The organism is Methylorubrum zatmanii (assembly GCF_014845115.1).
GTDB classification, from domain to species: Bacteria; Pseudomonadota; Alphaproteobacteria; order Rhizobiales; family Beijerinckiaceae; genus Methylobacterium; species Methylobacterium zatmanii.
Window position 1 is genome coordinate 1 of sequence record NZ_NKUI01000065.1, and the last position, 19,010, is coordinate 19,010.

Genomic DNA, 19,010 nt, shown 5'->3' on the forward strand with positions numbered 1-19,010 from the left:
GGGCGGGGCTTGGGGCGGTCCTCGTCACGCTGGAGACGCGACTGCGTCGCAGCGGCCGTTCTTTCCCGGCGCTCACGGTCGGCATCGGCATGTATCTGCCGCTGGAGGTCGTGGTGACGATTGCCTGCGGCGGCCTCGTCGGGCGGCTCGCTGAGCGTCGCCTCGCTCGATCGGGCGAGGCGGCGAAGGCCAGCGGCCGGAGGCGGGGCGTATTGCTGGCCTCGGGCTTCCTCGTCGGGGAGAGCGTGGTCGGGGTGTTGCTCGCCGCCGCCGATACCCTGAGCGGACGCAGCGCTTCCTTGGCCTTCGCAGCGGGCGCATTGGGCGGCGCCGGGCCCTGGCTCGGCCTCGCGGTCTTCGCCGCAGTGCTGGCCGCGTTCTATCGCCTTGCGTCCCGCCTGGATGGGACGGAGTCCCACGGACGATCCTAAGGCATGGGCCCTCCTCGATTTCGTCGCGATTGCGGGCGAATGTCGCGGCGTGACCGCCCTGTGCGACGGATCCCATGAACGCCCACGCCTCGTCCTTCCCGCGCCGTCAGAGCCATCTCGACGTCTATCTGCGCGTCCTCAACGCCTTGATGCTGCGCGATATGCGCAGCCGCTTCGGCGGTAATTACTGGGGCTATCTGGTCCAGGTGCTCTGGCCCTGCGCCCACTTGGCCATCGTCGTCGGCGCGATGACCTTCCGCGGCGTCAAGGCGCCGATGGGCGACAGTGCGATGCTCTTCGTCGCCTCGGGCGCGCTGCCCGCTCTCGCCTTTCAATACATCTCCCGCGAGGTGATGAAAGGCTTCATGATTCACAGGCCGCTGACCTACTTCCCGCAGGTGAAGCGGTTCGATACCGTCGTCGCCCGCATCCTCGTGGAGATCGTCAGCAGCTTCATGGGGCTCTGCCTCGTCTGCGTCGTGCTCCTGTGCTTCGGGGTTGATCCGGTTCCGGTCGACATGACCACCGCGATCTGCGGATATCTCGCCGCCATCGGCCTCGGCATCGGCGTCGGGACGATCAATGTCGGGATTTGTTCGGTGTTCCCTGGCTGGGCTATCGGATATATCGTTATAACCCTAACGGTTTATCTGACAAGCGGTGTCTATTTCATGGCATGTTACATGCCTCAGGAAGTGTATTATTACATGAAATGGAATCCGATTACGCAGATTATCGAGTGGGTGCGCCTCGGATACGATCCAACCATTCCCGTTCAGGTTGATTACCTCTATATTTATGGCTGCATCTTCGGCAGTCTCACCATCGGTCTGCTGATGGAGCGCTTCATCGTCCGCGCTCAGCAGGCATAGGCAAAGGGCGCGAATCCCCGGGGGAACCGTCCCTCCGGGCGTGCCTCCGGAACGATGGCCGCAGGCGGATTGCGAGGCGGCTCAAAAAGTCGAGGCGGGGTCGAAAAAGGGGTTGAGTCCCGTCGATCCTCTGCTTATAGAACCGCCCATCGCCGAGGCACACAGCGCCGACAGCGATGCCGAAGGCGGTCCAGTCGCCTTCGGTCATAAAGGTTGGGGCCTTAGCTCAGCTGGGAGAGCGCTTCCATGGCATGGAAGAGGTCATCGGTTCGATCCCGTTAGGCTCCACCAATCTTACTTCCTGATCGGGCGAAAGCCCGGGCTTGTCGCCGGCGAGATAATTTATCGCCGCGATCCAAAGATGGCTTCGGCCATTGACGATGGGGCCTTAGCTCAGCTGGGAGAGCGCTTCCATGGCATGGAAGAGGTCATCGGTTCGATCCCGTTAGGCTCCACCATCACACTCCATGGCTAGGCCCGGAAGGGTCTCCAGCTTGAACCCACCGACACCGGTAGTACCAGGCGCCTCGAGAATGTCCGAGGCAGGTTTGCTCCGCTCCCGATGCCCATCGCTGGTCGGCCTGTGGCGAGTTCGGCCGGGCATCCACTTGATGGCTGGGGCTGCATTCAACGTTCGCCTTGACGTGCGGTGTTCCACGGACTGACGATCCGGGTGGGGGCCGTCCCCATCTCGGCGCGAGCCTGACGGTTCAGAGAGGCGATCTCATCCGGCGGTGCGAGGCGGCGTGCCTTGGCGAGAACCTTGCGGGCCTCGTCGGCCGGCATTGCTCCGTGCGGAACCATCATCGCCAGCAATTGGCGCCGGGTCTTCGCGTCGATGGAGCGCGAGCGTTTGACGTCCTCGAAGTCGCTGATCCGGTGCCGCGCCGCCTTGGTGCCGCGCCCGCGCCCTTCACTGCCCAGGAACACCTTCGGACCGCCGGGCATCACCACGATGTCGCCGGGGCGCAGGGTCTCGTCCCGCAGCAAGGCTGCCGTCGGGTTGGCAGCGATCGCTTTGGCATCCACCGGCTGCTTACCGCTGATGCCGTCGCCGTCCTCTTTCGGCAGGGCAGCGTAGCGGACCTTCGGCCGGCTGCGCTCCGTCGTGCTGCGATGGCGGCGCCAGCGATAGCGCTCGTTCACCTCGCCACCGCCGTAGAACGTGGCAGGTGCGGGCGGAGCCGGCGTGGGTGCCGCTTGGTGAGGGGCGAAAAGCTGCTGGAATAGGCCGCCGAGACCCCCTTCCTGTGCGTGAACGCCGGCAACGGTAGAGAGGATCAAAGCGGAAGAGGCCAGGACGAGCGCGAAGCGACGTCCGGAGCGAGGCAGGGTCGACGGCATCGACGGCTCCTGAAGCGAGGCGGTCGCGTTCGACCGATGCGCTGTCAACCGTGCCCGATCTTAACGGTTCCGGCGAAAGCTTGGCGCAAACGTGGATATTTTGTGAATACGCTGCCGCCTCGGCGCTCACATCCCTGTGAACCGGACTCAGGTCAAATGGGTTGCCGAGCAGCCCCGTAACATCCGCGGCGGACGGACCCGATCACTCGATGCCGACTTCAGACCACGCTACGCCGAAGCCGCCGGCCGCTCCGTCGAGCGAGCTGCGCTACCCCACCCTCTGGGCATTGGCGTTGGCGACCGCCCTTCTCGGTGTCGTCGCCCTTCCGCGTCGACAGGCGCCGTCTCCCGTTGCCGGATCGACGTCAGGCGATGCGGCACGGAGGGAATCGCCGTCACATGAGGGCAGGGACGCGCACCGCGTCGCGCAGACCGAGCGCGATCGCGGCCGAGCCGCCGACACGCCGACCGAGATGCCCGCGCAGGGGTGGAAGGACGTCCTGAAGCGGACTTACGGCGATATCGGCGAGAACCGGCTCACCCTGATCTCGGCGGGCGTGACCTTCTTCGTTCTGCTCGCCATCTTCCCGGCAATCGCGGCTCTGGTCTCCGTCTACGGGCTGGTGGCCGACATCTCGACCATCAACCAACAGATCGAGGCCCTGCGCGGCGTGCTGCCCTCGGGCGGCGTCGATATCGTGTCGGAGCAGGTGAAGCGCCTGACCGAGAAGGGCGACACCGCCCTCGGCCTCACCGCTCTCATCGGCATCGCCCTGTCGGTCTGGAGCGCGAATGGTGGGGTGAAGCATGTCTTCGACGCACTCAACCTTGTCTACGGCGAGCGCGAAAAGCGCGGCTTCTTCAAGCTCAACCTCGTCTCACTCGCCTTCACCGCAGGGGCGCTGCTCTTCGTCGTGCTGGCCCTGGCCGGTATCGTCGCGGTGCCGGTGGCGATCCAGTTCCTCGGCTTGTCCGCCGATGCGTGGTGGCTGGCGCTGCTGCGCTGGCCGGTGCTGTTCGTCGTGGTGATCCTGATGCTGGCCGTGCTCTATCGGTATGGTCCCAGCCGGGATGCGCCGCGCTGGCGCTGGGTCACGCCCGGCGGCATGCTTGCCGCCTTCCTCTGGCTCGTCGGTTCGCTGCTGTTCTCCTGGTACGTCTCGAACTTCGGCAGCTACGACAAAACCTACGGCTCCCTTGGGGCCGCCATCGGCTTCATGACCTGGATCTGGCTCTCGACCACCATCGTCCTGCTCGGCGCCCAGTTGAACGCCGAACTCGAGCACCAGACGGCGAAGGACACGACCGTCGGCGCCCCAAAGCCCCTGGGCGACCGCGATGCCCGCATGGCGGACACGGTGGGAGCGGCGGCTTGAGCCTGACCCAGGCACCGTTCCAAACAATCGTCGGGACGGTGCCTGGAGGTGGCTCAGTTCTTGGTCTTGCTCGGGTCGTCGGCCGGGTCGAGGTAATCCACCCCGAACGGGCCGCTGCCGCTGACTTGGAGGATGACGGCCTCGTCCGTGGTCCACAGGGCATGCGGCATCATCTCAGGAAGAAACACGAAGCCGCCGGTCCTGAGTTCGGCGCCCTTGGTCTTGTCGACCTTCGTGCCGTGCTGGTGGAAGATCGAGCCCGACAGGATCGTCAGGGTCTCCGCCTTCGAATGGGTGTGGGGCGCGATCACGGTGTTGGCGGGGAATTTGACCCGCAGCACGAAGGGGCCGGGCTTCGCCGGATCGCCGGCAATGGCGCTGATCTCGGTGCCCTTGGGCAGATTGGGCGGGCCCTTTTCCCATTTCACGGCGGCGCCGTCGACCAAGGTGACGGCGCCGACGCGATCGCCGTGAGCCCCATCCGCCGCAGCCGCGGAGGTGAGGGGGATGACAAGGGGAATGAAAAGGACAGGGGCCAGGGCGGCGCGCCTGAAGCGGAAACCGTGGGTCACTTTTGATCCTCCCGTCATGCGCGTCTTCAGGGTGCCCTGTAGGGATCGCCGAGAGGCCGGCCGCCCTGTGCGTGGTGGGAAACGTCTCGCCCTGACCTGCGGTGCCCGATCGGGGAGGGGATCACGCACATGAGAACGGCGAGGCTTGCGCCCCGCCGTTCCTTTCTGGCGATGATGACGTCGCCTCTCTTCGATCAGTAAGTGGCGCGGCCATAGCCAGCCGCCGGACGGCCGACGGGCTCGTAGGCGGTGTAGCCGCCGGGGCGGCGGACCGAGCCCGTCACGATCTCGTCGGCCGCGCCGACCGTGCCGCCGACGACGGCGCCCGCCGCACCCAGCGTGCCGCCGACGATGGTGCCGGCCGCACCGGTCACACCGCCGACGACATTGCCGACACCGCCGATCAAGCCGCCACGGTCACGCGCCGGGTCGATATGCGCGCCCCATACGTTGAGCGTGCCATCCCGGTTGTAGCTGGCGCTGTCGGAATAGACCGACTGGGCGAGGCTTGGGGTCGCGGCGAGGCCGAGGGCCAGGGCCAGGGCGGCCGTGAACTTGGTGCTGGTGGTCATGATCGCTCCTCTTCGTGTTTTGCGGAGCGCGCGCCGGTCGTAAGCTGTATTGCCGTTCGGCCGGGCTGCTTCCCGTCTTCGATGGAGACGATCTGGGGTCGATCTTTCGCGGGGCAATACACGTTTTGTCGCAGTGCGGTATGACTATATCGCACAATAGCCAGATCGTGTCGGAAATTTGTTTCCGAGACATCTTTTCGGGCCCTGAAGTGTGTGTCGCTTCAGAGGGTTCCTCCCATCGGTCGCGTTCGGCGCGTGCGGTGCACAAGCGCACATAGGGCTCTATTTCTCAGCGCGGCTGAAACACGCTTTCGGTCCCGGTATGGGTCTTCGAAGCCGTCACGTATCGCCGGGTCGAAGCCGGGACGACCGGCCTCCCTCCGATCTCCACGATGAGAGAGCCGGGGACCTGCGGCATTTCCCGGCGCCGGGGCGATGTCCCGGACGGGGGAAAATGCTCTATGCATCGGCACGGCCCGCCCTGGGCTCCCGTTCGCCGATGGCTGTTCGACCGATGACCGACGAGATCCAAGCGCAACCGGACAAGCCCGTCGGTGCCGACGACCGGGTGATCCTGGTCGATGGCTCGTCCTTCATTTTCCGGGCCTACTTCCAGTCGATCAATCAGGACCAGAAGTACAACACCCGCCCCTCGGACGGCCTGCCCACCGGCGCCGTGCGGCTGTTCTGCACCAAGATCGCGCAATTCCTGCAGGACGGGGCGGCGGGCGTGATGCCGACCCATCTCGGCATCGTCTTCGACAAATCCGAGGGCTCGTTCCGCAAGGAGCTGTTCCCCGATTACAAGGGCCACCGCCCCGACGCGCCCGACGACCTCAAGCGGCAGATGCCGCTGATGCGCGACGCGGTGCGCGCCTTCGGCCTGCACGCGGTGGAGCTGGAGCGCTACGAGGCGGACGACCTGATCGCCACCTATGCCCGTCAGGCGGAGGCCCGCGGCGCCGAGGTCATCATCGTGTCCTCCGACAAGGACCTGATGCAGCTCGTCTCCGACAAGATCCGCTTCTACGATTTCGAATCCGGCGCCAAGGGCAAGCCCGGCTACCGTCCCGAGCGCAACCTCGACCGCGAGGCGATCATCGCCAAATGGGAGGGCCTGTCGCCGGAGCAGATCGGCGATGCCCTGGCCCTGATCGGCGACACCTCCGACAACGTGCCTGGCGTGCCCGGCATCGGCCTCAAGACGGCGGCCGCCCTAATCAAGGAATATGGCAGCCTCGACCAGCTTCTGGAGCGGGCAGGGGACATCAAGCAGCCCAAGCGCCGCGAGACGCTGCTGGCCAATATCGACCAGGCCCGGCTGTCGCGGCGGCTGGTGGCTCTGGAAGAGAACGTGCCGGTGCCGGTGCCGCTCGATGAACTCGGCGTGCCGCAGCCCGATCCGCAGAAGCTGGTCGGCTTCCTCAAGGCGATGGAGTTCAACACCCTGACGCGGCGCATCGCGCAGATGCTCCACGTCGATCCCGAGGCGGTGAAGCCCGATCCGGCCCTGCTGCCCGGCGCCCAGCCCCATGCCTACACCAATGCCGCCGGCGGCAGCGACGCGGTGCCGTTCTTCGGCGACGATGTTCCGGTCGATCCAGAGACGGCCGCCGCGCCCGAGCGCAAGGACGGCGCGGCCCCGCCGGAGGGAGGCGAGGTCGATCCCTTCGCCGATCTCGATTTGCCGGATCAGGCGCCGAAGAAGCGCGGCCCCGGCGAGCCGACGCCCTCGGCCCTGGTCGCGGCTCGCGCGGCGGAAGCGGTGAAGCCCTTCGACACCGGCGCCTACGAGACGATCTCCACGGTCGCGCAGCTCGAAGCCTGGATCGCCGAATCCTACGAAGCCGGCGTCATCGCGGTCGATACCGAGACCGATGCGCTGGATGCCGCCAAGGCCGGGCTCGTCGGTGTCTCCCTCGCCACCGCCCCGGGCCGGGCGGCCTATATCCCGCTCGCCCATGTCAAGCCGGAAGGGAAGGGGGGCGACCTGTTCGGAGACGGAGGCGGAGAGGGGGCCGAGGCCGAGGGGCCGCCTCAGCAGATCGACCTCGACACCGCCCTCAGATTGCTCAAGCCGCTGCTGGAGGATCCGGGCACGCTCAAGGTCGGGCAGAACCTGAAATACGATCTGTCGGTGCTGCACCGTTACGGCATCGACGTGGCGCCCTTCGACGACACGATGCTGATCTCCTACGTGCTCGATGCCGGCAAGGGCGGGCACGGCATGGACGAACTCGCCCGCCGCCATCTCGGGCATCAGCCGATCACCTTCGCCGATGTCGCTGGCACCGGCCGCAACAAGGTGACCTTCGAGCGCGTCGCCATCGACAAGGCCACGGCCTACGCGGCGGAGGATGCCGATGTCACCTTGCGCCTGTGGCGGATGATGAAGCCGCGCCTCGTCGCCGAACGCCGGGTGACCGTCTACGAGACGCTGGAGCGGCCCCTGGTGCCGGTCCTGGCCCGGATGGAGCGGGCGGGCATCCGCATCGACCGCAATATGCTGAGCCGCCTCTCCGGCGACTTCTCGCAGATCCTGGCCCGCCTCGAGGAAGAGATTCAGGAGGATGCGGGGGAGAAATTCCAGGTTTCCTCACCCAAGCAGATCGGCGACGTCCTGTTCGGCAAGCTGGGCCTGCCCGGTGCCAAGAAGACACCGTCGGGCCAATGGGCGACACCCGCGACCCTGTTGGAGGAGCTCGCTCAGGCCGGTCACGAACTCCCCAAAAAGATCCTGAACTGGCGCCAGCTCGCCAAGCTGAAATCGACCTATACCGACTCGTTGCAGGAGCATGCCGACCGGGAGACGAACCGGGTTCACACCTCCTTCTCGCTCGCCGCGACGACCACGGGCCGGCTGTCCTCATCCGAGCCCAACCTGCAGAACATCCCGATCCGCACGGAGGAGGGCCGCCGCATCCGCCGCGCTTTCGTCGCGCCGGAGGGCAAGAAGCTGATCTCGGCCGATTACTCGCAGATCGAGCTGCGCCTGCTCGCCCACATCGCCGACATCCCGCAGCTGCGCGAGGCGTTCGAGCAGGGGCTCGACATTCACGCGGCGACGGCCTCGGCCATGTTCGGCGTGCCCCTGGACCAGATGACCGGCGATCTGCGGCGCCGGGCCAAGACCATCAATTTCGGCATCATCTACGGCATCTCGGCCTTCGGGCTGGCCGACCGCCTCGGCATCGGCCGCGAGGAGGCGTCCGCCTTCATCAAGCAGTATTTCGAGCGCTTCCCCGGCATCCGCGACTACATCGACACCACCAAGAAGTCGTGCCGCGAGAAGGGGTATGTGACGACCCTGTTCGGCCGCGTCTGTCACTATCCGCAGATCCGCTCCAACAACCCGTCCGAGCGGGCGAGCGTGGAGCGCCAGGCCATCAACGCCCCGATCCAGGGCACCGCCGCCGACATCATCCGCCGGGCCATGACGCGGATGGAAGCGGCGCTGGAGGCCAAGCGGCTCACCGCGCGGATGCTGCTGCAGGTGCACGACGAACTGGTGTTCGAGGTGCCCGACGACGAGGTCGAGGCGACGATTCCCGTCATCGCCGAGGTGATGGAGCAGGCGCCCGCGCCGGCCCTCACCTTAAGCGTGCCGCTGGTGGTCGAGGCGCGGGCGGCGGGGAATTGGGAGGAGGCGCACTGACGGTCCGTCTCCGGCCGGCGCAACGCTCCTCATGCTGAGGAGCTGCGTCAGCAGCCTCGAAGCACGCCGCTACGCTTCTCCAAGCGGAGGAATGTCATGGGATCGACCGTTCCGGGGTGCTTCGAGGCTTAAGCCTCGCGCGGCGCCTCAGCATGAGGACCGTCATGGTCACCGGAGCGGGGCGATCAGAAATTGCCCGCCGCGTTATGCGCGAGGCGGATCGGCTCTGGCAGGCGGTACTTCGGAGAGCAGGCCAGCACCAGTTCGACCGCGCTCGGGATGTCGGCGAGATGCCCCGGTGAGATGAACAGCGGGTGCGTGCCCGTGCGGGTGCGGACCACCGCACCGATGGTTTCGCCCCGGTCGATGAGGGGCACATGCGCCCCCTTCTCCTCGGAGAGCGGCGCGTTGCTGCCGACGAGCCGCGTCTTGCCGACGCCGATGGTCGGGCGCTCCAGCCACAAGCCCATATGGCTGGCGATGCCGATGCGGCGGGGATGGGCGGTGCCCATGCCGTCGAACAGGAAGACGTCGGGCTCTGTCCGCAGGCGCCCGAACGCTTCTTCCAGCACCGGCCCCTCTCGAAAACTCAGGAGGCCGGGAATGTAGGGAAACGGCGTTGGTCGTTCTGCGGTCGCCGTCTCGACGAGAAGGAAGCCCGGAAAGGTCACCACCACGACCGCCGCCCGGGAGCGCTCGTTCTTCACGCTGACATCGACGCCGGCCACCAGCCGCACCGCGCCGAGATCGATGGGCCGGTCGGCCACGATCTCGGTGCGAAGCCGGCGCTGGAGCGCGACCGCCTCGGCCGGCGTCAGGTCCCAGGCATGGCGCGGGTGAAGCTCCATGCCGGTCCGTCCTCAGTTGGCGAAGCGGAAATGCAGCACGTCGCCGTCCTGCACCACGTAGTCCTTGCCCTCCAATCGGAGCTTGCCGGCATCGCGGGCGCCGGCCTCGCCGTTCAGGCTGGTGTAGTCCTTGAAGGCGATGGTCTCGGCCCGGATGAAGCCCTTCTCGAAATCGGTGTGGATCACGCCGGCCGCCGCAGGAGCGCGGGTGCCCTTGGTGATGGTCCAGGCGCGGGCCTCCTTCGGGCCGACGGTGAAGTAGGTGACGAGGCCGAGCAGATCGTAGCCGGCGCGGATCACCCGGTTCAGGCCGGGCTCGGTCAGGCCGACGGCTTCCAGGAACTCGGTCTGGTCGGCCACCGGCATCACCGCGATCTCGCTCTCGATCTTGGCCGAGACCACCACCGCCACGGCACCCTCGGCCTTGGCGCGGCCGAACACCGCCTGGGAATGGGCATTGCCCTTGTCGGCATCGCCCTCGTCCACGTTGCAGACATAGAGCACGGGCTTGGCGGTCATCAGGCCGAGCTGCTGGAACAGGCGCTCCTCCTCCGGCTTGCGCTCGACCAGCCGGGCGGGCTTGCCGTCGCGCAGCAGCGGCAGGGCGCGGTTGACGAGGTCCAGGAACTCCTTGGCCTCCTTGTCGGATCCCTTGGCACGCTTCTCCAGGGCGACGACGCGCTTCTCGAGGCTGTCGAGATCGGCCAGCATCAGCTCGGTCTCGATGGTCTCGATATCGGCGATCGGATCGACCTTGCCGTCGACATGGGTGACGTCGCCATCCTCGAAGCAGCGCACCACGTGGGCGATGGCATCGACTTCGCGGATATTGGCCAGGAACTGGTTCCCCAGCCCCTCGCCCTTCGAGGCGCCGCGCACGAGGCCGGCAATGTCGACGAAGGTCAGCCGCGTCGGGATGATCTCCTTGGAGCCCGCGATCCGGGCCAGATCGTCGAGGCGCGGATCCGGCACCGCGACCTCGCCGACATTCGGCTCGATGGTGCAGAACGGGTAATTGGCGGCCTGGGCCGCCGCCGTCTGCGTCAGCGCGTTGAAGAGGGTCGACTTGCCGACGTTCGGCAGGCCGACGATGCCGCATTTGAAGCCCATGGCTGGTCCTAAGCAGGTTTCGCAAAAGGGGCCGCCGGTTTTGCGATCAAAACCTGCGACACGACAAGAACCGAAGCGGACGAAGCGTTGGCGTGCCGACGCAAGTCTGCCGAAGGGTCCGTGGTGATCGGTCGGAAGCCGCGCCCGGAAGAGGGTTCCATCGGGGGCCGGCGGGCCTCTGTCAATTCGCGTCTTTGGCCTTGGCTCGGCCGGCCTCGGCGGGGGTCTTCACCGCATCCCAGCCGCGCCCGGCCATGGCGAGGTGGACCTTGTTCTGGAAGCTCGCATCCTCGCCCGCCGCGAGCAGCGGGGCATGGTCGGCGGTGGCGCGGCAGAGATCCTCGACCCACGGCTCCTCGGACTTGGCGAAGTCGTTGAGGACGTAGGCATGCACCAGCGCCTTGTCGCCGGGATGGCCGATGCCGAGCCGGACCCGGCGATAATCGTTGCCGCAGAGCGCCGTGATCGAGCGCAGGCCGTTATGTCCGGCATTGCCGCCGCCGAGCTTCACCCGGAGCTTGGCCGGGGCGAGATCGAGTTCGTCGTGCAGCACGATCACGTCGGCGAGCGGGATCTTGAAGAAGCGCTGCGCCTCGCTGACCGAGCGGCCGGACTCGTTCATGAAGGTCTGGGGCTTGAGCAGGATGGCGCGCTCGGTGCCGAGCACGACCTCGGCGGCCTCGCCCTGGAAGCGGCGGCGGAACGGCGCCGCCCGGTGGACGCGGGCAATCTCGTCCACGGCCATGAAGCCGATATTGTGGCGGTTGCGCGCGTAGCGCTGGCCCGGATTTCCTAAGCCGACGATGAGCCGCATGAGCGCCCCCGGTCCCGTGCTCCGACAAATGGAAATGCCCCGGCCGGGCGGCCGGGGCATCTGTGTTTCCGTCGAGCAGGCGCCTGCGGCGCCCGTTCCGGCTTACGCCTCGGACTCGTTCTTCTCGCCGGTGGCCTCGGCTTCCGCCTTCTCCTCGGCGGCCTCGGCGGACTGCGCCTCGGCGATCGCGGCCTCCTCGGCCTCGACCTCGGCGCCGAGCACCGTCGGCGGCAGGATGTTCGCCACCGTGTCGGTCGGCTCGCCGGTGTAGCTGCCGGCCGGCAGGCGCAGGTCGGAGGCGTGGATCACGTCGCCGATCTCGCGGCCGGCGAGGTCGATCTCGACCGCGTCCGGGATCTGGTCCGGCGCCACCTCAAGGGAGAGCGTGTGCAGCGCGACGTTGAGCGTGCCGCCCTTCTTCTTGATGCCCGGCGCCTGATCCTCGTTCACGAAGTGGACGGGGACGTCGACCGTGACGGTCTGGCCGGAGACGACGCGCAGGAAATCGACATGCAGCGGCACGCCCGAGACCGGGTCGAGCTGGAAGTCGCGCGGGATCGCGCGGGTCTTCTTGCCGCCGACCGTGATCTCGAACAGCGTGGTCTTGAAGCCGCCGGCGTAGATCAGGGTGCGGGTGCGGATGAGGTCGATGGCGATCGACTGCGGCGGCTGGTTGCCGCCGTAGATGACGGCGGGAATCTGGCCCTGGCGACGAACGGCCCGGGCGGCCCCCTTGCCGACCCGGTCGCGTGCCACGGCCTCAAGCGTCTTGGTGGCGCTCATGGCGTGATCCTTCTCGAATGGATGGAGCTAAGGCCAACGACAAAGGCCGCCCGAAGCGGACGGCCCGACCGTTCCCCAGCGCGCCCGTGCCTCCAAGGGTGTCTCAAGGGCGCGTGCGGGCCATACAGGCAAAAGCGTCCGGTGGCAACGACCGCGCGCCCGCCGCCCTATCGGTTGCCGGTGGCCATGCTGCGGCGCTGTTCGGCCTGCTGGCTCGTTTCGGTGAAGTACTTGGTGGCGTCGCCGAGCTGCACTGACGGTTGGCAATTCGGCGTACAGGAATAGGATTCCCGGTCGAGGCCGCGCTGCACGGTGATGATCGAGGCCTGCGGCGCCTGAACGCTGATGGTCGATTCGGCGAGCATCGATCCCTTGCCGTCGAGGGCGATCAGGTTGGTGCTGCCGAAGCTCTTGCCCGTCAGCACCACGACGCCGTTCTTCTGCAGGGTGATGTCGGCGATCATCGGATTGCCGACCACGACGGTCTGGGTCTTTTCCGGGAGCCGGATGACCTTGGCGTTGTCGACCTGCACCGAGACGGTTCCCTGCGGCAGCGGCTCGTTCGCGCCGGCGGGGACGGCGAGCAGCACGGTCAGCACCGCAGGTCCGGCTGTGCGGATGAGGGATCGGGCGGGACGCAGGCGGGGCATGGCGGTCGGTCCGGTCGCGCGAAGGTCCGGCGGAGGAGCGTCGCAGTTTCCGGAACGGAACAGGAAACTGGTGAAGGAAGCGCTAATCACGGGGCATGCCTCCCGATCAGCCGCTTCACCATCGCTTGACCAGAAAAACCAACGATTGTCGAAACCGGCCATTAACTGCATCGACGAACACGCAAATCTGGGCTCGCTTCGGAGATCGATTTAACTCAAACGCAACGCGTCGGGATTACCTTTCAATCCGTCGCCGCTCGGAGCTTTTGAAGACTTCCGACGGTCACCCGCTAGAATAGATTTTGTGGAGATCATCGTGAAGAACATCGCCAAGCGTTTCATCGCCGACGAGTCCGGCGCCACCGCTATCGAATACGGTCTGGTTGCTGCCATGATGGGTATTGCGGTTGTTGCTGTTTTCAAGGCCTTTGGATCGAAGCTGACCACGGCCTTCGAAACCCTCGGAACTTCTCTCAACACCCAGACGACCAAATTGGGCACTGCCAACTGATTGGGCTGCATTGAAGCACCGTCTGGAACAACAGTCGGCAAATCGAGCGGTGACATGGAACGGAGTGACTGCTTCGACGCAGAATGGCTTCGCTTCCTGTCACTGCCGAAATGCCCTAAATATAATCAGCATAACCAGCTCTAATATTGTATATTGATTACAAGCATTGAATCGATTGTTTGATTATTTTCAATATTATGTATGATTTTAATGAATAGATCGGATTTTTACATAAGTGTTTCTAGATGCATCGCAGGCGTCACTTAGAGCCGCATTAGTGAGAAATGCTTGAGCCGAGGCCTGCTCAGCTGCACCGAGGAAACCACTCGTGACTAGTACCGTCGCCTATCTCCTCCTCTGCGTCGTCTTCCCCTTTCTCATGGCCTACGCGGCGGCGAGCGATCTGCTCACGATGCGGATCTCGAACCGCGTCACCGGCCTCGTCGTGCTGGGCTTCGCCTTGCATGCTCTCCTATCCGGCATGGCGCTCAACGAGCTCGCGCTTCACCTCGCCGCTGGCGCCCTGACCCTCGTCGTCGCCTTCGCCATGTTCGCGCGCGGTTGGATCGGTGGCGGCGATGCCAAGCTTGCTGCCGGGACCGCCCTCTGGCTCGGAATCGAGCATCTGGCGGATTATCTCCTGGTCGCCTCGATCCTCGGGGGAGCGCTCACCCTCGCCATTCTCTATGCCCGGGCCTATCCGCTCCCGCGGGCGACTCTGCGCCTGCCTTTCGCGGTCCATCTGCACGATTCGCGAACCGGGATTCCCTACGGGATCGCCCTGGCCGCCGCCGCGTTGATCGTGCTGCCGAGCTCCGTTGGCTGGGATCAACTCGTTCTGGCCTGATCGAACCTTGACCGGCATATGACAACGGGGCCGCCTTCGGGGGGCTCTTTGCATTTTCCGAGCGGATTGTTTCGTGCGGTTCGCCCAAGGGACAGACACGAAAACGCACGGTGACGTACGGTTAACCTTAACTTGACGAATGCGGGGCAAGTCTCGGGGCCGGACGGCGACGACGCCGTCGCCTCGGTCCCGCCTCCGCCATGAAACCAGCCCGTCTCGCCGTTCTGGGCATCGCGATCCTCGCGGGCTGCGGCGCCGCCTTGCTGATGAGCGGCGAGGAGAAGCCGCCCGAGCCGCTGGCCGCCGTCAAGGTCGAGCCGGCCCCCCCGGTCCCCATGAGCGAGGTTCTGGTGGCCGCCGCCGAGCTGCCCATGGGCCAGACCCTCAAGCCCCAGGACCTGCGCTGGATCCCCTGGCCGGAGCAGGCGATCTCCTCCGGCCTGATCGAGCGCCGGACTGCGCCGAAGGGGCTGGAGGAGGCGGTGGGCTCCATCGTCCGAACCGGCTTCTCCGCCAACGAGCCGATTCGCCCCGAACGCCTGGTCAAGGCAGGCAGCGGTTTCATGTCGGCGATTCTGCCCCCCGGCATGCGCGCCGTGGCGATCACCACGGATACCCGCGGCTCGAATTCGGCCGGCGGCTTCATCCTGCCCAACGACCATGTCGACGTCATCAAGACGAGCAACGAGGGCGCCGAGCAATTCGCCGAGACCCTGCTGACCGATGTGCGCGTGCTCGCCGTCGGTCAGATCGTTCAGGACAAGGGCGGGACCAATGTCGTGACGGCGGAGACAGCCACCCTCGCGCTCACGCCCTCCCAGGCCGAGACCGTCACGCTGGCGCAGAAGGTCGGGCAGCTCTCGCTCGTTCTGCGCAGCATCCAGGATTCCAACCGCACCGCCTCGGTCTCCGAGGAGGACGTCGCGACGGAGGGGGCCATGACCGTGGTGCGCTTCGGTGTCTCCAAGCAGCAGCGCCGGTGAGGAAGAGATCGATGTCGTCCGACCCGCGCCTCCGTACCATCGTCCTGGCCCTGCTCTCCGCTGCATGTCTCGCCGGTCCCGCCGCCGGCCAGACCGGATTGTCCGGCACGTCCCCGGTCCTGACGATCGGGCCGAACGAAGCGGCTCAGTCGCGGCGGGTCGAGCTGAGCAAGGGACGCTCGCTGATCGTCGATCTGCCGCGCGATGCCAAGGAAGTGTTCGTCGCCAACCCCGCCGTCGCCAACGCCGTCGTCCGCTCCAGCCGCAAGCTCTTCCTGATCGGCATCGAGAACGGCGCCACGTCGATCTTCGTGATGGATGCCGAGGGGCGCCAGATCGCGGCGCTCGACGTCACCATCGCCCGCGACATCAATGTCCTGCGGCAGTCGCTGCAGCAGAGCTTGCCCGGCCGCCACATCGACGTGAAGGCGGTGGGCGACTCGCTTGTGCTCTCCGGCGGCGTGAGCTCGGCGTCCGAGGCGCAGCAGGCCATCGACATCGCCAACGCCTTCGTCGGGATCGCCGGCGGGGCCGGGGGGGCTGCCCGGGGCGCGGTCATCAACAACCTGACGATCCGCAACAAGGATCAGGTGATGATCCGGGTCACGGTGGTCGAGGTGGCACGGAGCGTGATCAAGCAGTTCGGCATCAGCACGACCGGCAACTGGTCGGCGCTCAATCCGCTCGACTCCACCGGAAATTTTCTGACGAACAATACGGGCTTTCCACTCACCGGCGCGTTCACCCCCAGCGGCAACGCCCTGACGGCCTCGGTGCGCTCCGGCGGCTTCTCGCTCCAGGCGACCTTGCGCGCCTTCGAGCAGGCCGGCGTCTCGCGCATCCTGGCCGAGCCGACGCTCACGGCGATCTCCGGCGAGGCCGCCAAGTTCACGGCGGGCGGTGAAATTCCGGTTCCGGCCAATTGCTCGGTCGGCGCTGTTGGTTCGGCCTGTACGATCTCGCTGGTCTACAAGCCCTACGGCGTCAGCCTGTCATTCACGCCGGTGGTCCTGGCCGAGAACCGCATCTCGATCCGTGTGGCCACCGACGTCACCGAACTCGATACGCAGAACAGCTTCAGCTACAACCTGAACGGGCGGGTCGTGCCGGTCCCGGCGACGAGACGGCGCAATTCCGAGACGACGGTCGAACTCGCCTCCGGCGCGACCATGATGACCGCCGGCCTGATCCAGCAGCAAAACAAGGGGACCATCAACGGCCTGCCGGGCCTGATGAACCTCCCGATTCTCGGCGCCCTGTTCCGGTCCCGCGACTATCAGCGCGACGAGACCGAGCTGATGATCATGGTCACCCCCTACATCGCGCAGCCCATGGAGGCGCGGCAGGTGCAGCGGCCGGATGACGGCTTCGTGGATGCGCCGGACGGGCAGGCGGTGCTGCTCGGGCGGCTCAACAAGCTCTACGGCACGGTGGGCGGCGGCACGCTCGGGCCGGCCTATCGCGGCCGGGTTGGCTTCATCGCCGACTGACCCCGCCTCACGCAGGATCGAAGACGGATGTCCTCCCCCACCCGAACCCTGGTCTCCGGCGCCGGGCCCGTGCTCGCCGCCATCCTGCTCGCCGGCCTGCTCGGGGCCTGCCGCACGGATCGCGCCGCCACGACCGGCTCGACCTACCCGATCGATGTGCGCACCCGGCACCCGATCGTGCTGGCGGATGCCGACCGTACCCTCGACGTCTTTCCCACCGGCGTCGGCCATCTCGACCCGCGGCAGCGGGCCGATCTCGAGGCTTTCCTCGTCGAATACAGGCGCTACGGTCGCGGCCTCCTCCTGGTCGAGATGCCCCGCGGAGTGTCGCCGGCACTGGCCGGTCCCGTCGAGCGAACCGGCGCGGCGATCCGGCGCCTGGCGGCCGAGATGGGCGTGCCGGCCGGCGGATTCCGGATTGGCGATTATCCGATCGCCAATCCCGCCCTCGCCGCGCCCCTGCGCCTGAGCTTCCAGCGCATGCAGGCCAAGGTTGCCGACCAATGCGGGCTGTGGCCGCGCGACCTCGGCGCCAGCGACCTGCGGGCCGACTGGTCGAACGAGCCGACCTGGAATTTCGGCTGCGCCACGCGCGCCAATTTCGCCGCCCAGGTGGCCGACCCGGTCGATCTGGTGCGCGGCCGGCCCGAGGGCCGGATCGACACGATCCGCCGCACCCAGGACATCGGTCAACTGCGTGAGGGCAAGGATCCGTCAACCCAATGGCGGCAGGATGGGCAGACGAACGTCAACGATGCCGTGAAGAGCAACTAGCGCGAGAGGGCACGGCCCGTTCGCCTGCCCGCCCCTCATCGAAGCGTCACGTTCCGCCGATTGCACGGCCACCCGAACCGGAAACCCACGCGTCATGCCGGACAGCCACGACACCCAAGAGCGCATCATCGCCCCGGTGCCGCGGATCACGATCCAGGCCTTCTGCGAGACGCCGGAGACCGCCGCGACGATCGAGGGCATCGCGGCCGACCGCCGGATGCGGAAGGCCCATGTGAAGGTGCAGATGGGCGGCGGCGCGGCCGCGGTGGAGGCCTATCGGCAGGCGCCGACGCCCAACGTGATCCTGATCGAGTTCCTGGGGCTGAAATCCCGGCCGCTCGAATGCCTCGATCAGCTCGCCGAGGTCTGCGACGAGGGCACCAAGGTTCTGGTGATCGGGCACGTCAACGACGTGATGCTCTACCGGCAGTTCATTCAGCGCGGGGTGAGCGAGTACTTGATGGCGCCGGTCGATCCGGTCGACCTGATCGCCGCCGTGTCCGATCTGTTCACGGCGCCGGGGGCGAAGCCGGTGGGCCGCACCGTCGCCGTCTACGGCGCCAAGGGCGGGGTCGGCAGCTCGACCATCGCCCACAACCTCGCCTGGACCGTGGCGCGGGAGCAGGACACCGCGACGGTGATCGCCGATCTCGACGTCGCCTTCGGCACGGCGAGCCTCAACTTCAACCAGGATCCGCCCCAGGGCATCGCCGAGGCGGTGTTCGCGCCCGAGCGCCTCGATGGCAACCTGCTCGACCGGCTGCTGTCGAAATGCGCCGACAACCTGAGCCTGCTCTCGGCTCCGGCCACCCTCGACCGGACCGTGGACCTGACCGAGCCGGCCTTCGATGCCCTGACCGATCTGCTGCGGGCGGCTGTGCCCTGCATCGTCCTCGACGTGCCGCATCAGTGGTCGGCCTGGACGCGCCGGGTGCTGATCGGCGCCGACGAGATCCTGATCGTCGCCGCGCCGGATCTGGCGAGCCTGCGCAACGTCAAGAATCTGCTCGCCCTGTTCCAGCAGCAACGGCCCAACGATACCCGGGCGCGGGTGGTCCTCAACGGGGTCGGCGTCCCGAAACGGCCCGAGATCGCGGCGGCCGAATTCGCCAAGGCCCTCGACGTGCCGCTCCAGGCGGTCATCCCCTTCGATCCGGCGCTGTTCGGCACGGCGGCCAATAACGGCCAGATGATCGCCGAGGTGCAGGCCGGCTCCAAGGCTGCCGACATCTTCTCCGAACTCGCGGCGACGGTCACCGGCCGGGCCGAGATCCGGCGCGCCCGGCCGAACCTCTTCGAGCCGCTGCTCGCCCGCCTGACCGGTAAGAAGGCGTCCTGACCGTGCGCTCCGCTCTCCCCTCTCGCGGCTGAAGGCGCG

Annotated in this window: 18 protein-coding genes and 2 tRNA genes; 12 read left to right on the top strand and 8 right to left on the bottom strand. The window is 66.8% G+C overall.

What is annotated here, in order from left to right:
- The 4 genes from MZTS_RS09260 to MZTS_RS09275 all read left to right on the top strand — a co-directional run.
- The coding region (locus MZTS_RS09260) for an OPT/YSL family transporter (RefSeq protein ID WP_192283417.1) at nt 1-431 on the top strand (431 nt) is incomplete at its 5' end.
- A 74-nt stretch (nt 432-505) separates the two neighbouring features.
- Nucleotides 506-1,303 (top strand): ABC transporter permease, encoded by a 798-nt coding sequence (locus tag MZTS_RS09265; protein ID WP_192283419.1) that lies wholly within the window; start codon nt 506-508, stop codon nt 1,301-1,303.
- Nucleotides 1,304-1,518: 215 nt separating this feature from the next.
- A tRNA-Ala gene (locus MZTS_RS09270) sits at nt 1,519-1,594 on the top strand.
- A 91-nt stretch (nt 1,595-1,685) separates the two neighbouring features.
- Nucleotides 1,686-1,761, top strand: a tRNA-Ala gene (locus MZTS_RS09275).
- A gap of 169 nt (nt 1,762-1,930) precedes the next feature.
- On the opposite strand, the gene MZTS_RS09280 is transcribed toward MZTS_RS09275, so the two are convergent.
- A complete protein-coding gene (locus tag MZTS_RS09280; RefSeq protein ID WP_192283421.1) occupies nt 1,931-2,647 on the bottom strand; it encodes a hypothetical protein in 717 nt (238 codons plus the stop codon).
- A 209-nt stretch (nt 2,648-2,856) separates the two neighbouring features.
- On the opposite strand from MZTS_RS09280, the gene MZTS_RS09285 reads away from it, so the two are divergent.
- Nucleotides 2,857-4,023, top strand: coding sequence for a YihY/virulence factor BrkB family protein (locus tag MZTS_RS09285; protein ID WP_192283423.1), 1,167 nt, complete (start codon nt 2,857-2,859; stop codon nt 4,021-4,023).
- A gap of 53 nt (nt 4,024-4,076) precedes the next feature.
- Here MZTS_RS09285 and MZTS_RS09290 read toward each other — a convergent pair whose 3' ends face one another.
- Nucleotides 4,077-4,595, bottom strand: coding sequence for a cupin domain-containing protein (locus MZTS_RS09290; protein WP_343068726.1), 519 nt, complete (start codon nt 4,593-4,595; stop codon nt 4,077-4,079).
- A 194-nt stretch (nt 4,596-4,789) separates the two neighbouring features.
- Nucleotides 4,790-5,167, bottom strand: a complete 378-nt coding sequence (locus MZTS_RS09295; RefSeq protein WP_192283425.1) for a hypothetical protein — start codon at nt 5,165-5,167, stop codon at nt 4,790-4,792.
- A gap of 514 nt (nt 5,168-5,681) precedes the next feature.
- On the opposite strand from MZTS_RS09295, the gene polA reads away from it, so the two are divergent.
- On the top strand, nt 5,682-8,822 hold the full coding sequence (polA, locus tag MZTS_RS09300) for a DNA polymerase I (RefSeq protein WP_192283427.1): 3,141 nt from the start codon (nt 5,682-5,684) through the stop codon (nt 8,820-8,822).
- A 185-nt stretch (nt 8,823-9,007) separates the two neighbouring features.
- Here the strand turns inward: polA and nfi are convergent, their stop codons facing one another.
- The 5 genes from nfi to MZTS_RS09325 form a co-directional block, all read right to left on the bottom strand.
- The gene (gene nfi / locus MZTS_RS09305) at nt 9,008-9,670 is read right to left on the bottom strand and encodes a deoxyribonuclease V (RefSeq protein ID WP_009866150.1); all 663 of its coding nucleotides are present in this window, start codon (nt 9,668-9,670) and stop codon (nt 9,008-9,010) included.
- A 12-nt stretch (nt 9,671-9,682) separates the two neighbouring features.
- Entirely contained in the window at nt 9,683-10,780 is a 1,098-nt protein-coding gene (gene ychF, locus MZTS_RS09310) for a redox-regulated ATPase YchF (RefSeq protein ID WP_192283429.1), read from the bottom strand.
- A 181-nt stretch (nt 10,781-10,961) separates the two neighbouring features.
- The gene (gene pth / locus MZTS_RS09315) at nt 10,962-11,594 is read right to left on the bottom strand and encodes an aminoacyl-tRNA hydrolase (protein WP_192283431.1); all 633 of its coding nucleotides are present in this window, start codon (nt 11,592-11,594) and stop codon (nt 10,962-10,964) included.
- A 102-nt stretch (nt 11,595-11,696) separates the two neighbouring features.
- Complete coding sequence (locus tag MZTS_RS09320) at nt 11,697-12,377, bottom strand: 50S ribosomal protein L25/general stress protein Ctc (RefSeq protein WP_009864786.1); 681 nt, start codon at nt 12,375-12,377, stop codon at nt 11,697-11,699.
- Between the two features lie 167 nt (nt 12,378-12,544).
- Entirely contained in the window at nt 12,545-13,027 is a 483-nt protein-coding gene (locus MZTS_RS09325; RefSeq protein ID WP_192283479.1) for a pilus assembly protein N-terminal domain-containing protein, read from the bottom strand.
- Nucleotides 13,028-13,343: 316 nt separating this feature from the next.
- Between MZTS_RS09325 and MZTS_RS09330 the strand changes: the two genes are divergently transcribed.
- The 6 genes from MZTS_RS09330 to MZTS_RS09355 all read left to right on the top strand — a co-directional run bounded on the left by MZTS_RS09330 (nt 13,344) and on the right by MZTS_RS09355 (nt 18,971).
- Entirely contained in the window at nt 13,344-13,538 is a 195-nt protein-coding gene (locus tag MZTS_RS09330; protein WP_192283433.1) for a Flp family type IVb pilin, read from the top strand.
- A gap of 328 nt (nt 13,539-13,866) precedes the next feature.
- A complete protein-coding gene (locus tag MZTS_RS09335) occupies nt 13,867-14,385 on the top strand; it encodes an A24 family peptidase (RefSeq protein WP_343068727.1) in 519 nt (172 codons plus the stop codon).
- A 200-nt stretch (nt 14,386-14,585) separates the two neighbouring features.
- The gene (gene cpaB, locus MZTS_RS09340) at nt 14,586-15,368 is read left to right on the top strand and encodes a Flp pilus assembly protein CpaB (RefSeq protein WP_192283435.1); all 783 of its coding nucleotides are present in this window, start codon (nt 14,586-14,588) and stop codon (nt 15,366-15,368) included.
- Nucleotides 15,369-15,379: 11 nt separating this feature from the next.
- Nucleotides 15,380-16,858, top strand: a complete 1,479-nt coding sequence (locus MZTS_RS09345; RefSeq protein ID WP_192283437.1) for a type II and III secretion system protein family protein — start codon at nt 15,380-15,382, stop codon at nt 16,856-16,858.
- Nucleotides 16,859-16,885: 27 nt separating this feature from the next.
- Nucleotides 16,886-17,632: a CpaD family pilus assembly protein gene (locus MZTS_RS09350; RefSeq protein ID WP_009866197.1), complete on the top strand. Its 747-nt coding sequence runs from the start codon at nt 16,886-16,888 to the stop codon at nt 17,630-17,632.
- Between the two features lie 94 nt (nt 17,633-17,726).
- Complete coding sequence (locus tag MZTS_RS09355) at nt 17,727-18,971, top strand: CpaE/TadZ family protein (RefSeq protein WP_192283439.1); 1,245 nt, start codon at nt 17,727-17,729, stop codon at nt 18,969-18,971.
- Nucleotides 18,972-19,010 lie beyond the last annotated feature (39 nt).

Bases quoted from the DNA above. Each gene is read 5' to 3' on its own strand.
- cpaB (WP_192283435.1), top strand. From the start codon at position 14,586: ATGAAACCAGCCCGTCTCGCCGTTCTGGGCATCGCGATCCTCGCGGGC.
- ychF (WP_192283429.1), bottom strand. From the start codon at position 10,780: ATGGGCTTCAAATGCGGCATCGTCGGCCTGCCGAACGTCGGCAAGTCG.
- pth (WP_192283431.1), bottom strand. From the start codon at position 11,594: ATGCGGCTCATCGTCGGCTTAGGAAATCCGGGCCAGCGCTACGCGCGC.
- MZTS_RS09320 (WP_009864786.1), bottom strand. From the start codon at position 12,377: ATGAGCGCCACCAAGACGCTTGAGGCCGTGGCACGCGACCGGGTCGGC.
- MZTS_RS09325 (WP_192283479.1), bottom strand. From the start codon at position 13,027: ATGCCCCGCCTGCGTCCCGCCCGATCCCTCATCCGCACAGCCGGACCT.
- MZTS_RS09265 (WP_192283419.1), top strand. From the start codon at position 506: ATGAACGCCCACGCCTCGTCCTTCCCGCGCCGTCAGAGCCATCTCGAC.
- MZTS_RS09285 (WP_192283423.1), top strand. From the start codon at position 2,857: ATGCCGACTTCAGACCACGCTACGCCGAAGCCGCCGGCCGCTCCGTCG.
- nfi (WP_009866150.1), bottom strand. From the start codon at position 9,670: ATGGAGCTTCACCCGCGCCATGCCTGGGACCTGACGCCGGCCGAGGCG.
- MZTS_RS09350 (WP_009866197.1), top strand. From the start codon at position 16,886: ATGTCCTCCCCCACCCGAACCCTGGTCTCCGGCGCCGGGCCCGTGCTC.
- MZTS_RS09295 (WP_192283425.1), bottom strand. From the start codon at position 5,167: ATGACCACCAGCACCAAGTTCACGGCCGCCCTGGCCCTGGCCCTCGGC.
- MZTS_RS09280 (WP_192283421.1), bottom strand. From the start codon at position 2,647: ATGCCGTCGACCCTGCCTCGCTCCGGACGTCGCTTCGCGCTCGTCCTG.
- MZTS_RS09345 (WP_192283437.1), top strand. From the start codon at position 15,380: ATGTCGTCCGACCCGCGCCTCCGTACCATCGTCCTGGCCCTGCTCTCC.
- polA (WP_192283427.1), top strand. From the start codon at position 5,682: ATGACCGACGAGATCCAAGCGCAACCGGACAAGCCCGTCGGTGCCGAC.
- MZTS_RS09355 (WP_192283439.1), top strand. From the start codon at position 17,727: ATGCCGGACAGCCACGACACCCAAGAGCGCATCATCGCCCCGGTGCCG.